Origin of the sequence: Micromonospora sp. 050-3 (genome assembly GCF_046549335.1) — a bacterium.
Lineage (GTDB): Bacteria > Actinomycetota > Actinomycetes > Mycobacteriales > Micromonosporaceae > Micromonospora > Micromonospora trifolii.
This window is the reverse complement of sequence record NZ_JAJPVX010000002.1, coordinates 1,908,861-1,925,972: the sequence shown is the minus strand read 5'-3', so window position 1 is coordinate 1,925,972 and position 17,112 is coordinate 1,908,861. Positions and strand designations below refer to the sequence as shown.

Here is a 17,112-nt window from a genome sequence, read left to right as displayed (position 1 = left end):
CAGCCGGGGTGCGGGCGAGGGCAACGGGGAGGATCGTGTCGTGCGGGGTGACGGTGTCCGGGTACTGATCGTCGGCGGAGGTGTCGCCGGACTGGCGGCGGTGGCCGCGCTGCGCGAGTGGGGCGCGACGGTCGACGTGGTCGAGCGGGCGCACGGGCCGACCGACTCCGGCACCGGCATCTACCTCACCGGCAACGCGACCCGAATGCTCGACGTACTCGGTCTGCGGGAGCCGGTCGTCGACGTCGCCGTGGAGATCACCCGGCAGCGCAGCGCCAACCAGCGCGGGCGTCGCCTCTTCGACATCGACGTGGCCGCACTGTGGCGGGGCGTGGGGCCTTGCGTGTCGCTGCCCCGGGCACAACTGCACCGGGCGATGCTCGCCGGTGTCGGCGACGCGCCGATCCGCTGGGGCCGCCAGCCGGTCGCGCTCGCCGAGGAGGGCGACGTGGTCGCCGTCGAGTTCGACGACGGTGCCACCGAAAGGTACGACCTGGTGCTCGGCGCGGACGGGGTCAATTCGGCGGTCCGCCGGCTCGCCTTCGACGGCCAGACGGCCCGCGACCTCGGCCAGTACGCGTACCGGTGGGTCGCTCTCCGCGTCGACGACGAGCCGGTCTGGTCGGTGCAGTTGGGGCGCGGCAGGCAGTTCCTGACCATCCCGATCAGCGCCGAGCAGACGTACTGCTACTACAACGACGGCCCGGTGACCGAGCGGCCCGGCTGGCGCGACGAGCTGGCAGCGACGTTCACCGAGCCGGTGGCCACCATGCTCAAGGCCCTCGACTACGACGACAGCACCCTGCACGCGGGGCCGAACCAGGAGGTCGTGCTCGACTCCTGGTCCCGGGGGCCGGTGCTGCTGATCGGCGACGCCGCCCACGCCACCTCGCCGAACATGGCCCAGGGCGCGGCGATGGCCCTGGAGGACGCGGTCGTGCTCGCTTTCTCGTTGGCCACTGCCGGGTCCATTGCCGAGGCCCTGCGCGGGTACGAGGCGCGTCGCCGCCCACGTACCGACTGGGTGCTCAGCCAGACCCATCGCCGGGACAAGGCCACCGGGCTCCCGCCCGCGCTGCGCGATCTGGTGATGCGCCGCCTCGGCGAGCAGATGTTCCGCTCGAACTACGGGCCCCTGTTCGCCCAGCCCTGACCGGCCGGACGCAGCCGGAACGAGCGCATCGCCGCTCACGGCAGCTGGCCCGGCCGGTCCACGATTTCGATGCGGAGTAGCGCGGCAGCCGACTCCAGCGACTCCTTGCCGTTGCGCACCACCGACCCGCGGCGCCCGAGGAAGACGTGGGTGTCGCGGTCGAAGAGCAGGTCCGAGTTGCCACCGATCACACCGGGCATCCGGATCGCCACCCCGTGCCGACCGGCAGCGTCCACCACGTCGCCCGATATGACGACCGCTCCGGGCTCCCGCGCCAACAGTTCGAACAGCGCCGCCAGCGCTCGGGGTGGCACGTAGCCTTGGAGCATCATCCGCGCGGTGGTGTACGCCATGCTCTCGTCCCCGTAGAGGGCCTCCTCATCGACGCCTTCGGGAAGATGCAGGTCGACCGGGTGTTCCCGAAGGTATCGAAGCAGCTCGTCCGGATCGGTGGGCAGGTCGCCGTGGTACGCCGGCGGCTGGAACGCATCGAGCTTCTTCGTGGGATCGGCGGCATCGCCCATCCGGAGCTCCCTCAGCTCACCCCACCCGTTCGGATCGCTCTCCGGTCGGTAGCGTCCCTGCGTGTACGCGACTCCGCCGGCCGACTGCCACAGTTGGTTCCGGATGGTCTGGTAAGGGCCGCTGTCCGGCAGGTCCCGGATCGTCACCAGGGATTCCGTGAAGACGTACTGGTCGGGTCGGGCGGTGAGCTCCGGCTGTTGCCGGGCCGCGTCGGCCGCCAGATGGAAGATCTCCGACGCGCTGGCCGTCGGAGGCGGCTGGTCGCCCAGCCTCATCGTCTGCACCACCAAGGCACCGGCGGTCAGCGTCACTGCCAACCCGAACGCTCCGGCGAGGCGCCAACCGCGGAGGGACCGGGTACGACGCCCGGCGGGACGGGCCGCCGACGCCATCTCGGCCCGTTGGGCGACGTGTGCGGTCAGATCCCTGAGGAGCTGCTCTTCGAAACCCTGCGGCGATTGTTCGATCTCGTTCATCGTCATCTCCGTCTCTCAGGCGAGGGTGGTTGCCGGGCGGGCGAGCACGGCGCGGACGACACGGCGGGCACGGTGCAGGCGGACCCGAGCGGCGACCGGCGACACCCCGAGCACAGTCGCCGCCTCCGCGACGGTGAGGCCGTCCACGGCGACGAGTTCGACAAGCGTTCGGGTGCCCTCGGGCAGCTCACTCAGCGCCCGATGTGTGCGGCAGGCCGCCGACTCGGCGTCGATCCGTTCCTCGATGCGGGCGATGTCATCGGGGCCGAGGTCCCGTCGTCCGGCCAGCCGGCCGGTCACCCGCAGCCGTTGAGCCACCCGACGCCGCTCGTCGCCGATGACGTTGCGGGCCACCCCGTACAGCCAGCCGATCTGGCTACCCCGCTCCGGCCGGTAGCCGGCCGCCGACTCGATCACCGCCAGGAACACGTCGGCGGTCAGGTCGGCGGCGAGATGCGGGTCGTCGACCCGCCGCGCCACGAACCGGCCCACCGCCTCCAGGTGCCGCCGGTAGAAGACCTCGAAGGCCACCGGATCGGCTCCGATGCCAGAAATGTCGTCATCGGCTCGGCTCGGCTCATTCACAGGCCGTCCCCCCTCGTAGCCCTCACACCCCTTCTTCGTCACGCGGAGCGCGGGTGTTACCGAACATCCCGCCCGTAGGGTGACGGCGTGATCACCTGTGTCGTGCACTACACCATTGATCCCGCACAGATCGAAGCGTTCGAGGACTTCGCCCGAGCATGGATGCGGCTGGTGGCCAAGCACGGTGGCGTGCACCACGGCTACTTCCTGCCCGCCGAGGGCGCCAGCGACAAGGCCGAGGCGCTGTTCAGCTTCGAGAGCCTCGCAGCCTATGAGCGTTACCGCGCACGATTCGGCAATGACCCGGAGTTCCTCGCGGCGGACAGCATCCGGGACCACTCGGGTTGTGTCGTGCGGTACGAGCGAACGTTCATGCGCCCGCTCCTGCCGACTGATTGAGGCCGCCCGGCTCTGACGGCGGCGCTGCTGGTCCAGTTGGGCAGCCGACCTGGTGATACGGCATTATCGAAGCACCGGCGACTGGCGGCACGGGGATGGTGGAACCATCGGGGAGCCTCTCGCGGGCGTCGACCGCCTGGGCGCCTGCGTCGAGGAACCGTCATGACCACGACCAGCGAATCCACCGAGCACCGCACCCCCTCCGGCACGGCCCGGCTCCTGCCGGGTGCGCCGGTCGCCGAAGCCGTCCTGGCCGAGACCGCCGCCGCAGCCGCCCGCCTGCGCAGCCGCGGGATCACACCGAGCCTCGCCACGATCCTCGTCGGCGACGACGACGCCAGCGCCGGTTACATCTCCATCAAGCAGCGTCAGGCCGCCGCGCTCGGGTTCGACTCCCCGCACGTGCACCTGCCCGCCACCGCCACCCAGGCCGAGCTGCACCAGGCCATTGCCCGGTTCAACAGCGATCCAGCCGTGCACGGGCTGCTCGTGCAGTACCCCGTGCCGGGGCATCTGGACTACGACGCGGCGCTGCAGACCATCGACCCGGACAAGGACGTCGACGGCATGCATCCACTGAACATGGGACGTCTCGCCGTCGGCCTGCCCGGCCCGCTGCCGTGCACCCCCGCCGGCATCGAAGCCCTCCTGGCGTACTACGAAATCCCCGTCGCCGGTCGTGAGGTCGTCATCCTGGGCCGGGGCGCCACCCTTGGCCGCCCCCTGGCCATGCTCCTCGCCCAGAAGCGCCCGACCGCCAACGCCGCCGTCACCGTCGTGCACACCGGGGTGCCCGACTGGGCCCGCTACACCCGCCGCGCCGACATCCTCGTCGCCGCGGCCGGCGTACCCCGGATTGTGCAGCCTGAGCACGTCAAGCCCGGCGCCGTCGTCATCGGCGCCGGCGTCCGCTACGAAGGGCGGCGCCTCCTACCGGACGTGGACGAAGCGTGCGCCGAGGTCGCCGGCGCCATCACCCCCCGGGTCGGCGGGGTCGGTCCGACCACCGTCGCGATGCTCTTCCGCAACGCCGTGCGCGCCGCCGAGCGAGCGAGCCAGTAGCCCGACTGCGCCGTCATCGCCAAGATCACTTGATGCTGAGTAGCCAGAGCGGCTCGCGCACAACTACCCAGCATCAAGTGATCGAGGCGGCCCAACCGAGGGCGACGGAACGGACCACTCGCGCCGATCTTGCAGTTTCGGTTGCCGAGATGCGCGGAATGCCCCCTACGCCTGGACAGTAAGTGCAAGATCGGCGCGGGTGGGACGGTCCCGTCCTCGTCGATCATGGAGTTGTCGTGCCTGGCATGGTGCTGTCCGGGCACTTTGTCACCCACCACAACTCCATGATCGACGAGGTAGTTCCGGATTGATGGACAGCCACTCCGCCTGACGCAACGGTGGTGACCTACCTTGATCATTTGATCATGGGGATACCGTCATGACGAGCATCTGGAAACGGCGCTGCCCCGACTCCCACGAGGGAAGCCGGGGCAGCGCCGCGTTTCGCGTACGTCAGCTGCAGCCGCTGGTGGAGCCGCAGCCCTCGCAGACGTAGCAGCTACCGGCGGGGCGCATCTTCGTACCGCAGGTGAAGCAGAGCGGCGCGTCGGCGGCCTTGCCGATCACGGCTTCCAGCAGTTCGGTGCTGGAACCCACGCTCGGAGCCGGCTTGGCGGCGGCCACGTCGGCCATCTCCTGGGCCGGCTGGGCGACAGCCTCCGGCTTGGCCGGGGTCTCCACCGGCGCGGACGACGCCATCGCGGTGAGCTCGGCGCCGGTGACGCCAGCGGCCTCCGCGTCGGCCTCGGCCCGCAGCTGCGCGGCCCGCTCCGAGGCGGTGAAGATGCCCAGCTCGGCGCGGCGCTCGTAGGGCAGGAAGTCCAGCGCCAAGCGACGGAAGATGTAGTCCATCACCGAGGCCGCCATCCGCACGTCCGGGTCGTCGGTCATGCCGGCCGGCTCGAAGCGCATGTTGGTGAACTTGCTGACGAACGTCTCCAGCGGCACGCCGTACTGCAGGCCGATGCTGATGGCCACCGAGAAGGCGTCCATCACGCCGGCCAGGGTCGAGCCCTGCTTGGACATCTTCAGGAAGACCTCACCGAGGCCGTCGTCCGGGTAGGACGACGCGGTCAGGTAGCCCTCGGCGCCACCGACGGAGAAACTGACCGTCTCGGACGGGCGCTTCTTCGGCAGGCGCTTACGCACCGGCCGGTACTCGATGACCTTCTCGACCGCGGCCGGCGCGGCCGGTGCGGTCTCGATTGCGGCCGGTGCGGTGGCCTTGTTGGACTTGGCCACCGAGAGCGGCTGGCCGACCTTGCAGTTGTCGCGGTAGATCGCCAGCGCCTTGAGGCCGAGCTTCCAGCCCTCGAAGTAGATCTTCTCGACGTCCTCGACGGTGGCCGCCTCCGGCATGTTGACCGTCTTGGAGATGGCGCCGGAGACGAACGGCTGGATGGCCGCCATCATCCGCACGTGACCCATCGGGGCGATCGTCCGCTCCCCCATGGCGCAGTCGAAGACCGGGTAGTGCTCCGGCTTGAGGCCGGGGGCGTCCACCACGTGGCCGTGGTCGGCGATGTGCTCGACGATCGCCTCGACCTGCTCCTCGGGGTAGCCGAGGCTGCGCAGGGCGCGCGGCACCGTCTGGTTGACGATCTGCATCGAGCCGCCGCCGACCAGCTTCTTGAACTTGACCAGCGCCAGGTCCGGCTCCACGCCGGTCGTGTCGCAGTCCATCATGAAGCCGATCGTGCCGGTCGGGGCGAGGACGCTCGCCTGCGCGTTGCGCCAACCGTTCTTGTCGCCGATCTTGTTGCCCTGGGTCCACTGCTTGGTCGCCTCGCGAACGATCGCGGTGGCCACCGGGCTGGTCGGCTTGATCTCGTCGTTGGCCGCAGCGTGCTTGCGCATGACCCGCTTGTGCGGCTCGGCGTTGCGGGCGTAGCCGTCGTACGGGCCGACGACTCCGGCCAACTCGGCCGAGCGGCGGTAGGCGGTGCCGGTCATCAGGGAGGTGATCGACGCGGCGACCGAGCGGCCCTGGTCCGAGTCGTACGGCAGGCCGGTGGCCATCAGCAGGGCGCCCAGGTTGGCGTAGCCGATGCCGAGCTGCCGGTAGGCGCGGGACGTCTCACCGATCTTCTCGGTCGGGAAGTCCGCGAAGCAGATCGAAATGTCCATCGCGGTGATGACGAACTCGACGGACTTGACGAACTTCTCCACCTCGAAGCCACCGTCGGCGCGGAGGAACTTCATCAGGTTGAGCGAGGCCAGGTTGCACGAGGAGTTGTCCAGGTGCAGGTACTCCGAGCACGGGTTCGACGCGGTGATCCGCCCGGTCTCCGGGCAGGTGTGCCAGTCGTTGATGGTGTCGTCGTACTGCAGACCTGGGTCGGCGCACTCCCAGGCTGCCTGGGAGATGGAGCGGAACAGGTTCTTGGCGTCGACGGTCTCGATCACCGAGCCGTCCAGCCGGCCGCGCAGGTCGAAGCCCTTGCCGTTCTCCACCGCCGACATGAACTCGTCGGAGACCCGGACCGAGTTGTTGGCGTTCTGGTACTGCACGCTGACGATGTCGGAGCCACCGAGGTCCATGTCGAACCCGGCGTCACGCAGCGCGCGGATCTTGTCCTCCTCGCGCGCCTTCGTGACCACGAACTCCTGGATGTCCGGGTGGTCGACGTCGATGATGACCATCTTGGCCGCCCGGCGGGTCGCGCCGCCGGACTTGATGGTGCCGGCGGAGGCGTCCGCGCCGCGCATGAAGCTGACCGGGCCGGAAGCGTTGCCGCCGGAGGAGAGCAGCTCACGGGACGAGCGGATCCGCGACAGGTTGACCCCGGAGCCGGAGCCGCCCTTGAAGATCAGCCCCTCCTCCTTGTACCAGTCGAGGATCGAGTCCATCGAGTCGTCGACGGCCAGGATGAAGCAGGCGCTGACCTGCTGCGGCGACGGCGTGCCGACGTTGAACCAGACCGGCGAGTTGAAGCTGAACACCTGGTTGAGCAGCATCCAGGTCAGCTCGTGCGCGAAGACCTCGGCGTCTGCCGGGCTGGCGAAGTAGCCGTACTCCTCACCCGCGGTGCGGTAGGTGGTGACCACCCGGTCGATCAACTGCCTGAGCGACCACTCCCGCTCCGGGGTCCCCACCGCTCCCCGGAAGTACTTGGTGGTCACGATGTTGGCTGCGTTGACGCTCCACGACTCCGGGAACTCCACCCCACGCTGCTCGAAGTTGATCGAGCCGTCCCGCCAGTTCGTCATCACGACGTCACGGCGCTCCCAGGAGACCTCGTCGTACGGGTGGACCCCCTCGGTCGTCCACACCCGCTCGATCTTCAGCCCCGCGCCTGCCTTGCTTCGTGAACGGCTAGTAGTCACGCCGTTGCCCCCCTCGTCTGCGCGGTCACCCACCGCGCGTCCCAATCTCTTTGAAAAACCGTGAAGACTCAGCTGGTACGGCCGGCGGTCTCGACCGCATCGGCCCGGTCCTGCTCCCGGGCTCGCGCCGCGGCCCGCAACGTCTCGATCTCGCGCTCGAAGTCGGCGAGCGAGTCGAACGAGCGGTAGACGCTGGCGAACCGCAGGTAGGCGATCTCGTCCAGGTCGCGCAGCGGACCCAGGATCGCCAGGCCCACGTCGTGGCTGGGGATCTCGGCGGCCCCCTTGGCCCGGACCGTCTCCTCCACCCGCTGCGCGAGCAGCGCGAGTGAGTCGTCGTCCACCGGCCGGCCCTGGCACGCCTTACGCACCCCGCCGATGATCTTCGTGCGACTGAACGGCTCGGTCACCCCGCTGCGCTTGACGACCGCGAGGACCGCCTCCTCGACGGTGGTGAACCGCTTGCCGCACTCCGGGCAGGACCGCCGCCGTCGGATGAGCTGGCCGTCGTCGGCCTCCCGCGAGTCGACCACCCGGGAGTCAGCGTGCCGGCAGTACGGACACCGCATCGCCCACCTCCAAAATAATGATCAACTGCGAGCACACCGGACGCTCCCGGGCACGACTGACCCCGACGATGCCATCCTCGGATGACGCCCGCCGTGATCGACGTTACGGGAGTGCGGTCGGTAGTCAGACCCAACCTGTAGGCAACTTACGCCCGTGTCACTACTACATCTAGGGGTCGACCGTATGTCGCCGGGGAAGCCGGGTCAAGTTGACCGGCGTGTCCGGCGCGTCACGGACCATCCGGTCATCCACGCCCCGCACAACGCCCGAAGACCCAACGTCACGATCCCGCCCGGGTTACCGGCCAGCCGGCCGGATCAGGCCGGAAAATGGTCCACGATCGAACACCAGTGCTACCTGACGTACCATTTATCAGAACATCCGTACGACCGGAGTGCTTTTTCACCCCGACACGCCGGTGAGAGGTCGTACAGATGTTTGAAAATGACTGATCTCACCTATACGGTCATGAACAACGTGGCACCACCGCACGCACCACGAGCCGACGAGGCACCCAGCGCCGACCAGGGAGGACGGACGTGACCGAGGACCGGGCCAGCCGGCCGAAGAGCCCGCAGCAGATCACCGAGGCGGGCCCGCCAGCCACCCGACGCCGCAGCGCCGCGCGCAGCCGGACGGGTCAGCCCGCCGTGCGCCCGGTCACCCCGGTGGTCAGCGCCTTCCCCGACCCGGCGACGGTCGACCTGACCGCCCGCCAGCGGCGCATCCTGGAGTTCATCCGCACCTGGGTGGAACGACACGGCTACCCGCCGAGCGTCCGCGAGATCGGCGAGGCGGTCGGCCTGGTGTCGCCGTCCAGCGTCGCCTACCAGCTCAAGGAGCTGGAGAAGAAGGGCTTCCTGCGCCGCGACCCGAACCGGCCGCGCGCGGTGGACGTCCGCGCCCCCAGCGAGGCGATCGACGACGAGCTGTCGAGGGCACAGCGGCCGACCCCGGCGTACGTGCCGATGCTCGGTCGGATCGCCGCCGGTGGGCCGATCCTCGCCGAGCAGGCCGTGGAGGACATCTTCCCCCTCCCCCGCGAGCTGGTGGGTGAGGGCGAGGTCTTCATGCTCCAGGTCAAGGGCGACTCGATGCTCGACGCGGCGATCTGCGACGGCGACTGGGTGGTCGTCCGGCAGCAGCCCACCGCCGACTCCGGCGAGATCGTGGCCGCCATGCTCGACGGCGAGGCGACAGTGAAGACCTACCGGCGGCGCGACGGGCACGTCTGGCTGATGCCGCAGAACCCGGCCTTCGACCCGATCCCCGGCGACGACGCCACCATCATGGGCCGGGTCGTGGCGGTGCTACGCCGGATCTGACCGATCGGCGGGTGGGTGCCGACGGCGCGCCCACCCGCACCGCTCGTTCAGGCCGGGTGAGCGCCTCAGCGCCGATCAGTAACGGTCGCCCCGGTGACCGCGACCGCCCCCGGGATACTGCCCGTACGGGTCCACGGGCGGCGCGTCGTCGTCGCGTCGGCGACCGGGCCGCTGACCCCGGTAGTCGGGCTCCTGCCCACCGCGCCGTGGCGGCTCCGCGCGACCGGGCTGACCGCCGTCGCCGCCGTACACGCCACCGCCAGGACGACCACTGCCACCGCCGTGGGGGCGACCGCCGCCGCCACCCTGCGGACGGCCACCGCCGCCAGCCGGGGGACGACCGCCGCCGCCAGCCGGGGGACGTCCCCCGCCGCCGTACACGCCAGCACCGCCGCCGTCCGGTCGCGGCGCACCGTAGCCACCCTCGGCCGGTGCCGGCCGGCCGGCACCGCCGTACACGGCACCACCCGCTGGGGCCGGGCCGCCGCGACCCGCACCACCGCCGTAGACCGCGCCACCGGCCGGCGCGCCGCCCCCGTAGACACCACCCCTGCGGTCATCGTCGGCCGGGAACCCGTCGACGGCACGGCCCGCTGGCGGGCCGAACGGCTCGCCATCCGGCTCCGACGGGTCGGACGCGTCACCGGGCGGCGGCCGACGGCGGGCGCGGACAATGCCGAAGATGCCGGCGGCGACCAACAGCAGGCCGATCAGCCCGACCGCCCCGACCAGGTACGTGATGTCGTCGAGGCTCAGCCCGTCGGTCCAGGATTTCGAGGCGGCCGGCTTGGCACCGTCCTCGGCAGCAAGTGGCACCGCGGTCGACGTGGACGGGGCGTAGCTGAGGATGTCGAGCGGCTCGTCTTCGGTGAACCGGCCCGCGTCGGAGACGGTGAGGAACGACTTCCCGTCCGAGGTGTAACTGATGGCCTCGCCGAAGGGGTCGGCCAGCGGCGTCACCCGCGGCTTGCCGGTGGTGAGCGCGCCCACGATATCGCCACCGGTGACGTCGAACTCGAAGGCGTCCGCGTAGGTGCGCAGGACCACCCGGGAGCCGTCCGGTGCCCGGGACGCGCCGGTGATGGCGATCCGGCCGAACGTGTTGAGGGTGTTCTCCGTCTGGGTCTTCGGCAGCGTGAGCTCGCCGGCCTTACGCATCGGCACCGGGGCGGTGTCGCCGCTCTTGAGAGCCGCCGACGGCGTGTAAATGTCGGCCTTGCCGCTGGTCACCTTGGTGATGATCAGCGGTTTTCCGTCGTCACCGATGAGCAGCGCCTCGGCGTCGTGCGGCTTGGCCTCGGGGTAGGAGAGCCGGTGCAGCGTCGGCGCCTTGGCGCCGGTGACCGGCATCGACCAGAGCGCGACGCGGCTGCGGCGCTCCTTCGAGTCGGGGTTGTCACCGGTGTCGGCGATCCAGAGGGTCTTGCCGTCCTTGGACAGGGCGAGATCCTCGGTGTCGAACGGACCCTGCCCCGAGTAGCGGACCGGCTCCTTCGAGATCTTGCACTTGCTGTCGAGGAAGAAGACCCGCTTGCGCTCCGCGACCTCGGTGCCGTCGTTGATGACGATGTAGCCACTCTTGGTGGCGACCAGCCCGGACAGCTCCCGTAGGCGTTCGTCGACGATCGTGCATCGCTTCTGGCCAGGGTTGGCGGCGGGCGGCCCGGACGCCCCAGGGGCGGGAGCCGCTGCGGCGACTCCGGCGAGCGCCACGGTTGCCCCGAGCAGGCCGAGGGCAACCGTGACCGAGGAAACAACGCGGCGCATTCGGCCAGTGTCGCATGCCGCGCGTTTCCGGTGGATGACGCCGTGGCCGCTCAGGACCGGCTGCCGGCCGCCTGCCCCTGCCGCTCCACGTCGAACGCCGTCAGCTCCGCCGCCAGTTCCGCGCCGACGCGGACGTGCAGCAAAGTGCCCTCCGGCAGGTGCGACGTGCTGAGCACCTCGCCCGTGCGGTGCGCCCGAGCCACCAGGTCACCCCGGTCGTACGGGAGCACGGCCCGGACCTCCACGGCCGGGCTCGGCAACCGCTCCTCGATCGCCGCGCGCAGCTCGTCCATGCCGCGCCCGGAGTACGCGGACACGAAGATCGCGTCGGGCCAGAGCCGCTTGAGCCGCAGCAGAGTGTCCTCGTCGGCCGCGTCGGTCTTGTTGACCACCAACAGCTCGGGGAGCCGGTCCGCGCTGACCTCGGCGAGCACCGCGTGGACCGCCCGAACCTGCTCCTCCGGATCCGGGTGGGTGCCGTCCACGACGTGCACCACCAGATCCGCCTCCGCGACCTCCTCCAGCGTCGAGCGGAACGCCTCGACGATCTGGTGCGGGAGGTGTCGGACGAAGCCGACGGTGTCGGAGAGGGTGTAGAGCCGCCCGTCCGAGGTGGTGGCCTTGCGGGTGGTCGGGTCCAGCGTGGCGAACAGCGCGTTCTCCACCAGCACGCCCGCGCCGGTCAGGCGGTTGAGCAGGCTGGACTTGCCGGCGTTGGTGTAGCCGGCGATGGCGACCGCGGGAACGGCGTTGCGGGAACGCCGGGCGCGCTTGGTGACGCGTACCGTCTTCATGCTCTTGATCTCGCGACGCAGCCGGGAGATGCGGTGACGGATGCGCCGCCGGTCGGTCTCCAGCTTGGTCTCACCGGGACCACGGACACCCACACCGCCGCCGGCGCCGCCGCCCCGGCCGGAACCACCGGTCTGCCGGGAGAGCGTCTCACCCCAACCGCGCAGTCGGGGCAGCAGGTATTCGAGCTGAGCCAGCTCGACCTGCGCCTTACCTTCCTTGCTCTTGGCGTGCTGGGCGAAGATGTCGAGGATCAGCGCGGTGCGGTCGACGACCTTGACCTTGGTGCGCTGCTCCAGGTTGCGCAGCTGCGACGGGGACAACTCACCGTCGCAGATGACAGTGTCGGCGCCGGTGGAGAGCACCACCGCGCCGAGGTCGTCGACCTTGCCACGGCCGATGTACGTGGCCGGGTCGGGTCGGGTACGACGCTGGATGAGCCCTTCGAGCACCTGCGAACCGGCGGTTTCGGCCAGCGCGGCCAGCTCGGCCAGCGAGTTTTCCGCGTCGGTGACAGTGCCTTCGGTCCAGACGCCCACCAGGACGACCCGCTCCAGCCGCAGCTGGCGGTATTCCACCTCGGTGACGTCGGTGAGCTCGGTTGACAGGCCCGGGACGCGTCGGAGGGACTGTCGCTCCGACAGATCCATCTCGCCGGTGGTGACGTCGTCGAGCTCGTCCTCGACGGGGACAAAGCTCTCCTGGTCTCGCAAGCGGTTCTCCTGTCCGTTTTGATAAGTAGAACGTAATCCTGACATGACACAACGCCGAACGCACCTGCTATATGCCCATGGTGAAGGTCGCCAAAAGTGGGGGCGAATGCTGGTCGGCCGCGACAACCCGGTAGAAATGCGGGCGGCGGCCGATCGGCCGCACAGCCGTTACGGAGGGATCCCGTGGCCATCACCCGAATGCCCAGCGCCGGATTTTCGATCACCATTCGGATCGCCGTGACCGCGGACGCCTCCTCGATCGGCCGGCTCACCACCTCCGTCGGCGAGGCCGGGGCGATCGTCACGGCACTGGACGTGGTGGACTCGGACCCGACCCATGTGATCGTCGACCTGACCTGCGACACCGCCGACGCCGGTCACGCCGACCAGGTGGTCGACGCGCTGACCGCGCTGGACGGCGTGGATGTGCGCAAGGTGTCGGACCGGACGTTCCTGCTGCACCTCGGCGGCAAGATCGAGGTGACCTCGAAGGTCGCGCTGCGCAACCGCGACGAGCTGTCCCGCGCGTACACCCCGGGGGTGGCCCGGGTCTGCATGGCGATCGCCGAGAACCCGGCCGACGCGCGGCGGCTGACCATCAAGCGCAACACCGTCGCGGTGGTCAGCGACGGCTCGGCGGTGCTCGGCCTGGGCAACCTCGGCCCGGCCGCGTCGCTGCCGGTGATGGAGGGCAAGGCCGCGCTGTTCAAGCGCTTCGGCGGTGTGGACGCCTGGCCGGTGGTGCTGGACACCCAGGACACCGACGAGATCGTGCAGATCGTCAAGGCGATCGCGCCGGCCTACGGCGGCATCAACCTGGAGGACATCGCCGCGCCGCGCTGCTTCGAGATCGAGGCCCGGCTGCGCGAGGCGCTGGACATCCCGGTCTTCCACGACGACCAGCACGGCACCGCGATCTGCGTGCTTGCCGCGCTGACCAACGCGCTGCGGGTGGTGGGCAAGCGGCTCGAGGACGTCCGGGTGGTCGTCTCCGGAGCCGGCGCCGCCGGCACCGCGATCATGAAGCTGCTGCTGCGTCAGGGCGTCGGCGACATCATCGCGTACGACCGGGAGGGCGCCCTGCACCGCGGGCTGACCGGGCTCAACTCGGCCTGGCAGTGGCTGGCGGAGAACACCAACAAGGAGAACTACTCCGGCGACCTGCCCGGCGCCATCCGCGGCGCCGACGTGTTCATCGGGGTCAGCGCGCCGAACCTGCTCACCGGCGACGACATCGCGCAGATGGCGAAGGACTCGATCGTCTTCGCCCTCGCGAACCCGGACCCGGAGGTGGACCCGCGGGAGGCGCGCAAGCACGCCGCCGTGGTCGCCACCGGCCGCTCGGACCAGCCGAACCAGATCAACAACGTGCTCGCTTTCCCCGGGGTGTTCCGCGGCATGCTGGACGCGCACGCCGAGGAGTTCACCGAGGAGATGGCCCTAGCGGCCGCCCGGGCCATCGCCGACGTCGTCGGGGAGGACAAGATCAACCCGACGGTGATCGTGCCGAGCGTCTTCGACTCCCGGGTCGCCCCGGCGGTCGCCGCCGCCGTCCGCGCCGCCGCGCACAACCCCAGCCCGCTGCCGGCCGCCGACCCCGGCCCGGCCGACCTCCCCGAGATCGCGGCCAGCGCCAGCGCCACCCCGTAACGCGCGAACGACCCACCGGCCACGCCGTTGATCAAGAGGTTTGCGTCAGGAACCGCGTGAAAGCTGACGCAAACCTCTTGATCAACACGGGTGGGGCGGGGCGTCAGGGAAGCGAGGGAAGGCTGAGCTCGCCGGTGGCCACCAGGACGGCGGGGCCGGAGAGCCAGCACGAGTCCGACGTGACCGTCACAGTCAGGCGGCCGCCGGGCACGTCCACGGCGACCACTCCGGTGTCCCGGTCGGCGTCACGCAGCGCCACGGCGCCCACCGCACAGGCACCGGTGCCGCAGGACATTGTCTCGGCGCTGCCACGCTCGTACACCCGCATCAGGCTGTGCTCGTCGGTGCCGTCGACCGGGTCGCCCGCCACGATGAACTCCACGTTCACCCCGCTCGGGAAGACCGCCGGGTCGAACCCGGGCGCGACGGTCAGGTCCAACGCCGACAGCTCCACGCCGGCCGGCAGCACGCAGACCAGGTGCGGGTTGCCGACGTCCACCACAGCACCGGTCAGGGTCAGCCCGCCGAGGGTGGCGGCGGAGCTGTCGTACACCTGGGGTCGGCGCATCTCGACGGACACGACGTCGCCCTCGACCAGCGCGCGCACGACGCCGGCCCGGGTGGCGACCGGCAGCGCCGCACCGGCCGGCGTGGCCAACCCGGTGTCGAGCAGGTAGCGCACGAAGACCCGGGCGCCGTTGCCGCACATCTCGGCGAACGAACCGTCGGCGTTCCAGTAGTCCATGAACCACTCGGCCTCGCCGGCCAAACCCGCGCCGTCCGGATGCTTGGCCGCGCGGACCACCCGCAGTACGCCGTCCGCGCCGATGCCCCGACGCCGGTCGCAGAGCGCAGCGACCAGCTCCGGGGTCAGGTCGAGCTGACCGTCCGGGTCGGGAAGGAGGACGAAGTCGTTGCCGGTGCCGTGGCCCTTGGTGAACTCCACTCCCCCATCATCGCGCAGCGGCCGGCACCAGACGCAGGGCGGCCCCGATCAGGTCCGGCGTCGTCGAGTCCAGCCAGTGGATCCGCGGGTCGCGCCGGAACCAGGACCGCTGCCGGCGGACGAAACGCCGGGTCGCCCGGACCGTCTCGTCGTGCGCCTGCGCCTCGGTCAGCTCACCGGCGAGCAGGCGCAGCACCTGCTGGTAACCCAGCGCCCGACTCGCCGTCCGCCCCTCGGGCAGGCCGCGCCCGACCAGCTCACGGGTCTCCGGCACCAGGCCGTCGGCCCACATCCGGTCGACCCGCATCGCGATGCGCTCGTCCAGCAGGCCGGTGTCCAGGTCGACGCCGAGCTGCACCGACGGGTAGTACGGCGTGGGCTGCGGCAGCGAGGCGGCGAACGGCGCGCCGGTGAGCTCGATCACCTCCAGGGCCCGCACGATCCGCCGGCCGTTACCGGGCAGGATGCCCTGCGCGGCGACCGGGTCGGCGGCGCGCAGCCGCGCGTACAGCGGGGCCGGGCCGACCTCGGCCAACTCCCGTTCCAGCCGCTCCCGCAGCGCGGCGTCGGTGCCGGGGAACTCGAAGCGCTCCAGCACCGCCCGCACGTACAGCCCGGAGCCACCGACCAGCAGCGGCACCCGCCCCCGGGACAGGATGTCGTCCACCGCCGCACGGGCCAGTCGCTGGTACTCCGCGACGCTCGCCGGCTCGGTGACCTCCCAGATGTCCAGCAGGTGATGCGGCACCCCGTCCCGCTCGGCGACTGTCAACTTGGCCGTGCCGATGTCCATGCCCCGGTAGAGCTGCATCGAGTCGACGTTGACCACCTCCCCGTCCAGGGCGTGCGCCAACGCGATGCTCAGCGCCGACTTGCCGGCCGCGGTCGGGCCGACCACAGCGACGACAGTGCCGACACCGGCGCTGGTCACACCCGCTCCCAGGACGCCACGAAGTAGGCCACCCCGTAGGGGGCGGAGTCGTGCAGCAACTCGCCGCGCCACCCACCACCGGCCGCGCGGGCCGCGCCGGCGAGCACCTGCCAGGGGGCGCGACCGGCGGCCTTCAGCTCCGTCGACACCACTGGGTCGAGGTCGAGCAGGGCGTCCAGGTCCGCGTCGGCCAGCGCCGCGGCAACCCCCCGGTCGTACGGGAGGGCGCGCGCGTCGTCGTAGCCGGGTGCTTTCTCCCCGCGGCAGGCCGACCCGTCCCCGAGCACCAGCGACGCCACCCGGTCACCGGCGGCGCCGACCTCCTGGGCGAGCGCGGCCAGCTCGGCCGGGCCGGCATCGGCAGCCACCTGCACGGCGATCACCGGCGGTGGGGTGCCGTGGCGGGCCAACAGCCACGAACCGATGGTCAGGCTCAACGGCAGCACCGCGCCCCGGTCCGGTTGACCCGGCACCAGTGGCACGTCCAGGTCGACACCCCAGGGCTGGAGGGAACCGGTCGCCGGGGTGCGGATCGGGCCGGTCACCGGGCCGGTACCCACCAGCACCACAATGTCCGGATCGGTGGCCAACAGCCGGCGTACGGAGGTGTCACAGGCCGCCCGCAGATCGTCCAGCTCCGGGGCCGCGGCACCGGCCACCTCGGGCACGAGCAGGGGCGGATGCGGGCAGACGGCGGCAGCGACCAGTGGCACCCGTCCACCGTAGCGGGAATCCCCGGTGCGTCTCCGAGCCGATCCGGTCATTAGGCCCCTAGGACACCGTATGGTCACGGTCGGCGATAGGCGCTCGACGCGGACCGGGTCGGACCTGTGACAATGCCGGAAGTAACTTGGCTGCGCCGTGGCGGCGACGGGGGATCGATCCCTCGAC

At 70.7% G+C, this 17,112-nt stretch carries 14 protein-coding genes; 5 read left to right on the top strand and 9 right to left on the bottom strand.

The window, feature by feature from the left end:
• Window positions 1-40: 40 nt before the first annotated feature.
• Window positions 41-1,153 (top strand): FAD-dependent monooxygenase, encoded by a 1,113-nt coding sequence (locus ACLJOK_RS23890; protein WP_410820856.1) that lies wholly within the window; start codon window positions 41-43, stop codon window positions 1,151-1,153.
• Between the two features lie 35 nt (window positions 1,154-1,188).
• Here the strand turns inward: ACLJOK_RS23890 and ACLJOK_RS23885 are convergent, their stop codons facing one another.
• Window positions 1,189-2,154 (bottom strand): CU044_5270 family protein, encoded by a 966-nt coding sequence (locus ACLJOK_RS23885; RefSeq protein ID WP_410820855.1) that lies wholly within the window; start codon window positions 2,152-2,154, stop codon window positions 1,189-1,191.
• A gap of 15 nt (window positions 2,155-2,169) precedes the next feature.
• Complete coding sequence (locus ACLJOK_RS23880; protein WP_410820854.1) at window positions 2,170-2,739, bottom strand: RNA polymerase sigma factor; 570 nt, start codon at window positions 2,737-2,739, stop codon at window positions 2,170-2,172.
• Window positions 2,740-2,826: 87 nt separating this feature from the next.
• Here ACLJOK_RS23880 and ACLJOK_RS23875 point away from each other — a divergent pair, with 87 nt between their 5' ends.
• Together ACLJOK_RS23875 and ACLJOK_RS23870 are read left to right on the top strand one after the other, a co-directional pair.
• Complete coding sequence (locus ACLJOK_RS23875) at window positions 2,827-3,138, top strand: NIPSNAP family protein (RefSeq protein ID WP_410820853.1); 312 nt, start codon at window positions 2,827-2,829, stop codon at window positions 3,136-3,138.
• Between the two features lie 162 nt (window positions 3,139-3,300).
• Window positions 3,301-4,200, top strand: a complete 900-nt coding sequence (locus ACLJOK_RS23870) for a bifunctional 5,10-methylenetetrahydrofolate dehydrogenase/5,10-methenyltetrahydrofolate cyclohydrolase (protein WP_410820852.1) — start codon at window positions 3,301-3,303, stop codon at window positions 4,198-4,200.
• A gap of 453 nt (window positions 4,201-4,653) precedes the next feature.
• Here the strand turns inward: ACLJOK_RS23870 and ACLJOK_RS23865 are convergent, their stop codons facing one another.
• Entirely contained in the window at window positions 4,654-7,560 is a 2,907-nt protein-coding gene (locus ACLJOK_RS23865) for a vitamin B12-dependent ribonucleotide reductase (RefSeq protein ID WP_410820851.1), read from the bottom strand.
• Window positions 7,561-7,595: 35 nt separating this feature from the next.
• Entirely contained in the window at window positions 7,596-8,096 is a 501-nt protein-coding gene (gene nrdR / locus ACLJOK_RS23860; protein ID WP_410820850.1) for a transcriptional regulator NrdR, read from the bottom strand.
• A 540-nt stretch (window positions 8,097-8,636) separates the two neighbouring features.
• Here nrdR and lexA point away from each other — a divergent pair.
• Window positions 8,637-9,422, top strand: coding sequence for a transcriptional repressor LexA (lexA, locus tag ACLJOK_RS23855; protein ID WP_091400540.1), 786 nt, complete (start codon window positions 8,637-8,639; stop codon window positions 9,420-9,422).
• A 75-nt stretch (window positions 9,423-9,497) separates the two neighbouring features.
• Here lexA and ACLJOK_RS23850 read toward each other — a convergent pair whose 3' ends face one another.
• On the bottom strand, window positions 9,498-11,189 hold the full coding sequence (locus ACLJOK_RS23850; RefSeq protein ID WP_410820849.1) for a hypothetical protein: 1,692 nt from the start codon (window positions 11,187-11,189) through the stop codon (window positions 9,498-9,500).
• A 50-nt stretch (window positions 11,190-11,239) separates the two neighbouring features.
• On the bottom strand, window positions 11,240-12,694 hold the full coding sequence (gene hflX, locus ACLJOK_RS23845) for a GTPase HflX (RefSeq protein WP_410820848.1): 1,455 nt from the start codon (window positions 12,692-12,694) through the stop codon (window positions 11,240-11,242).
• 183 nt (window positions 12,695-12,877) lie between these two features.
• Here hflX and ACLJOK_RS23840 point away from each other — a divergent pair, with 183 nt between their 5' ends.
• Window positions 12,878-14,344 (top strand): NAD-dependent malic enzyme, encoded by a 1,467-nt coding sequence (locus ACLJOK_RS23840; RefSeq protein ID WP_238681286.1) that lies wholly within the window; start codon window positions 12,878-12,880, stop codon window positions 14,342-14,344.
• 103 nt (window positions 14,345-14,447) lie between these two features.
• On the opposite strand, the gene dapF is transcribed toward ACLJOK_RS23840, so the two are convergent.
• Genes dapF through ACLJOK_RS23825 form a run of 3 tightly spaced genes read right to left on the bottom strand, consistent with a single transcriptional unit; the run spans window position 14,448 to window position 16,985 of the window.
• The gene (gene dapF / locus ACLJOK_RS23835) at window positions 14,448-15,290 is read right to left on the bottom strand and encodes a diaminopimelate epimerase (protein WP_410820847.1); all 843 of its coding nucleotides are present in this window, start codon (window positions 15,288-15,290) and stop codon (window positions 14,448-14,450) included.
• A gap of 7 nt (window positions 15,291-15,297) precedes the next feature.
• Entirely contained in the window at window positions 15,298-16,233 is a 936-nt protein-coding gene (miaA, locus tag ACLJOK_RS23830; protein WP_410821576.1) for a tRNA (adenosine(37)-N6)-dimethylallyltransferase MiaA, read from the bottom strand.
• Window positions 16,218-16,985, bottom strand: a complete 768-nt coding sequence (locus ACLJOK_RS23825) for a hypothetical protein (protein ID WP_410820846.1) — start codon at window positions 16,983-16,985, stop codon at window positions 16,218-16,220. The genes miaA and ACLJOK_RS23825 overlap by 16 nt, the downstream gene beginning before the upstream one ends.
• Between the last annotated feature and the right edge of the window lie 127 nt (window positions 16,986-17,112).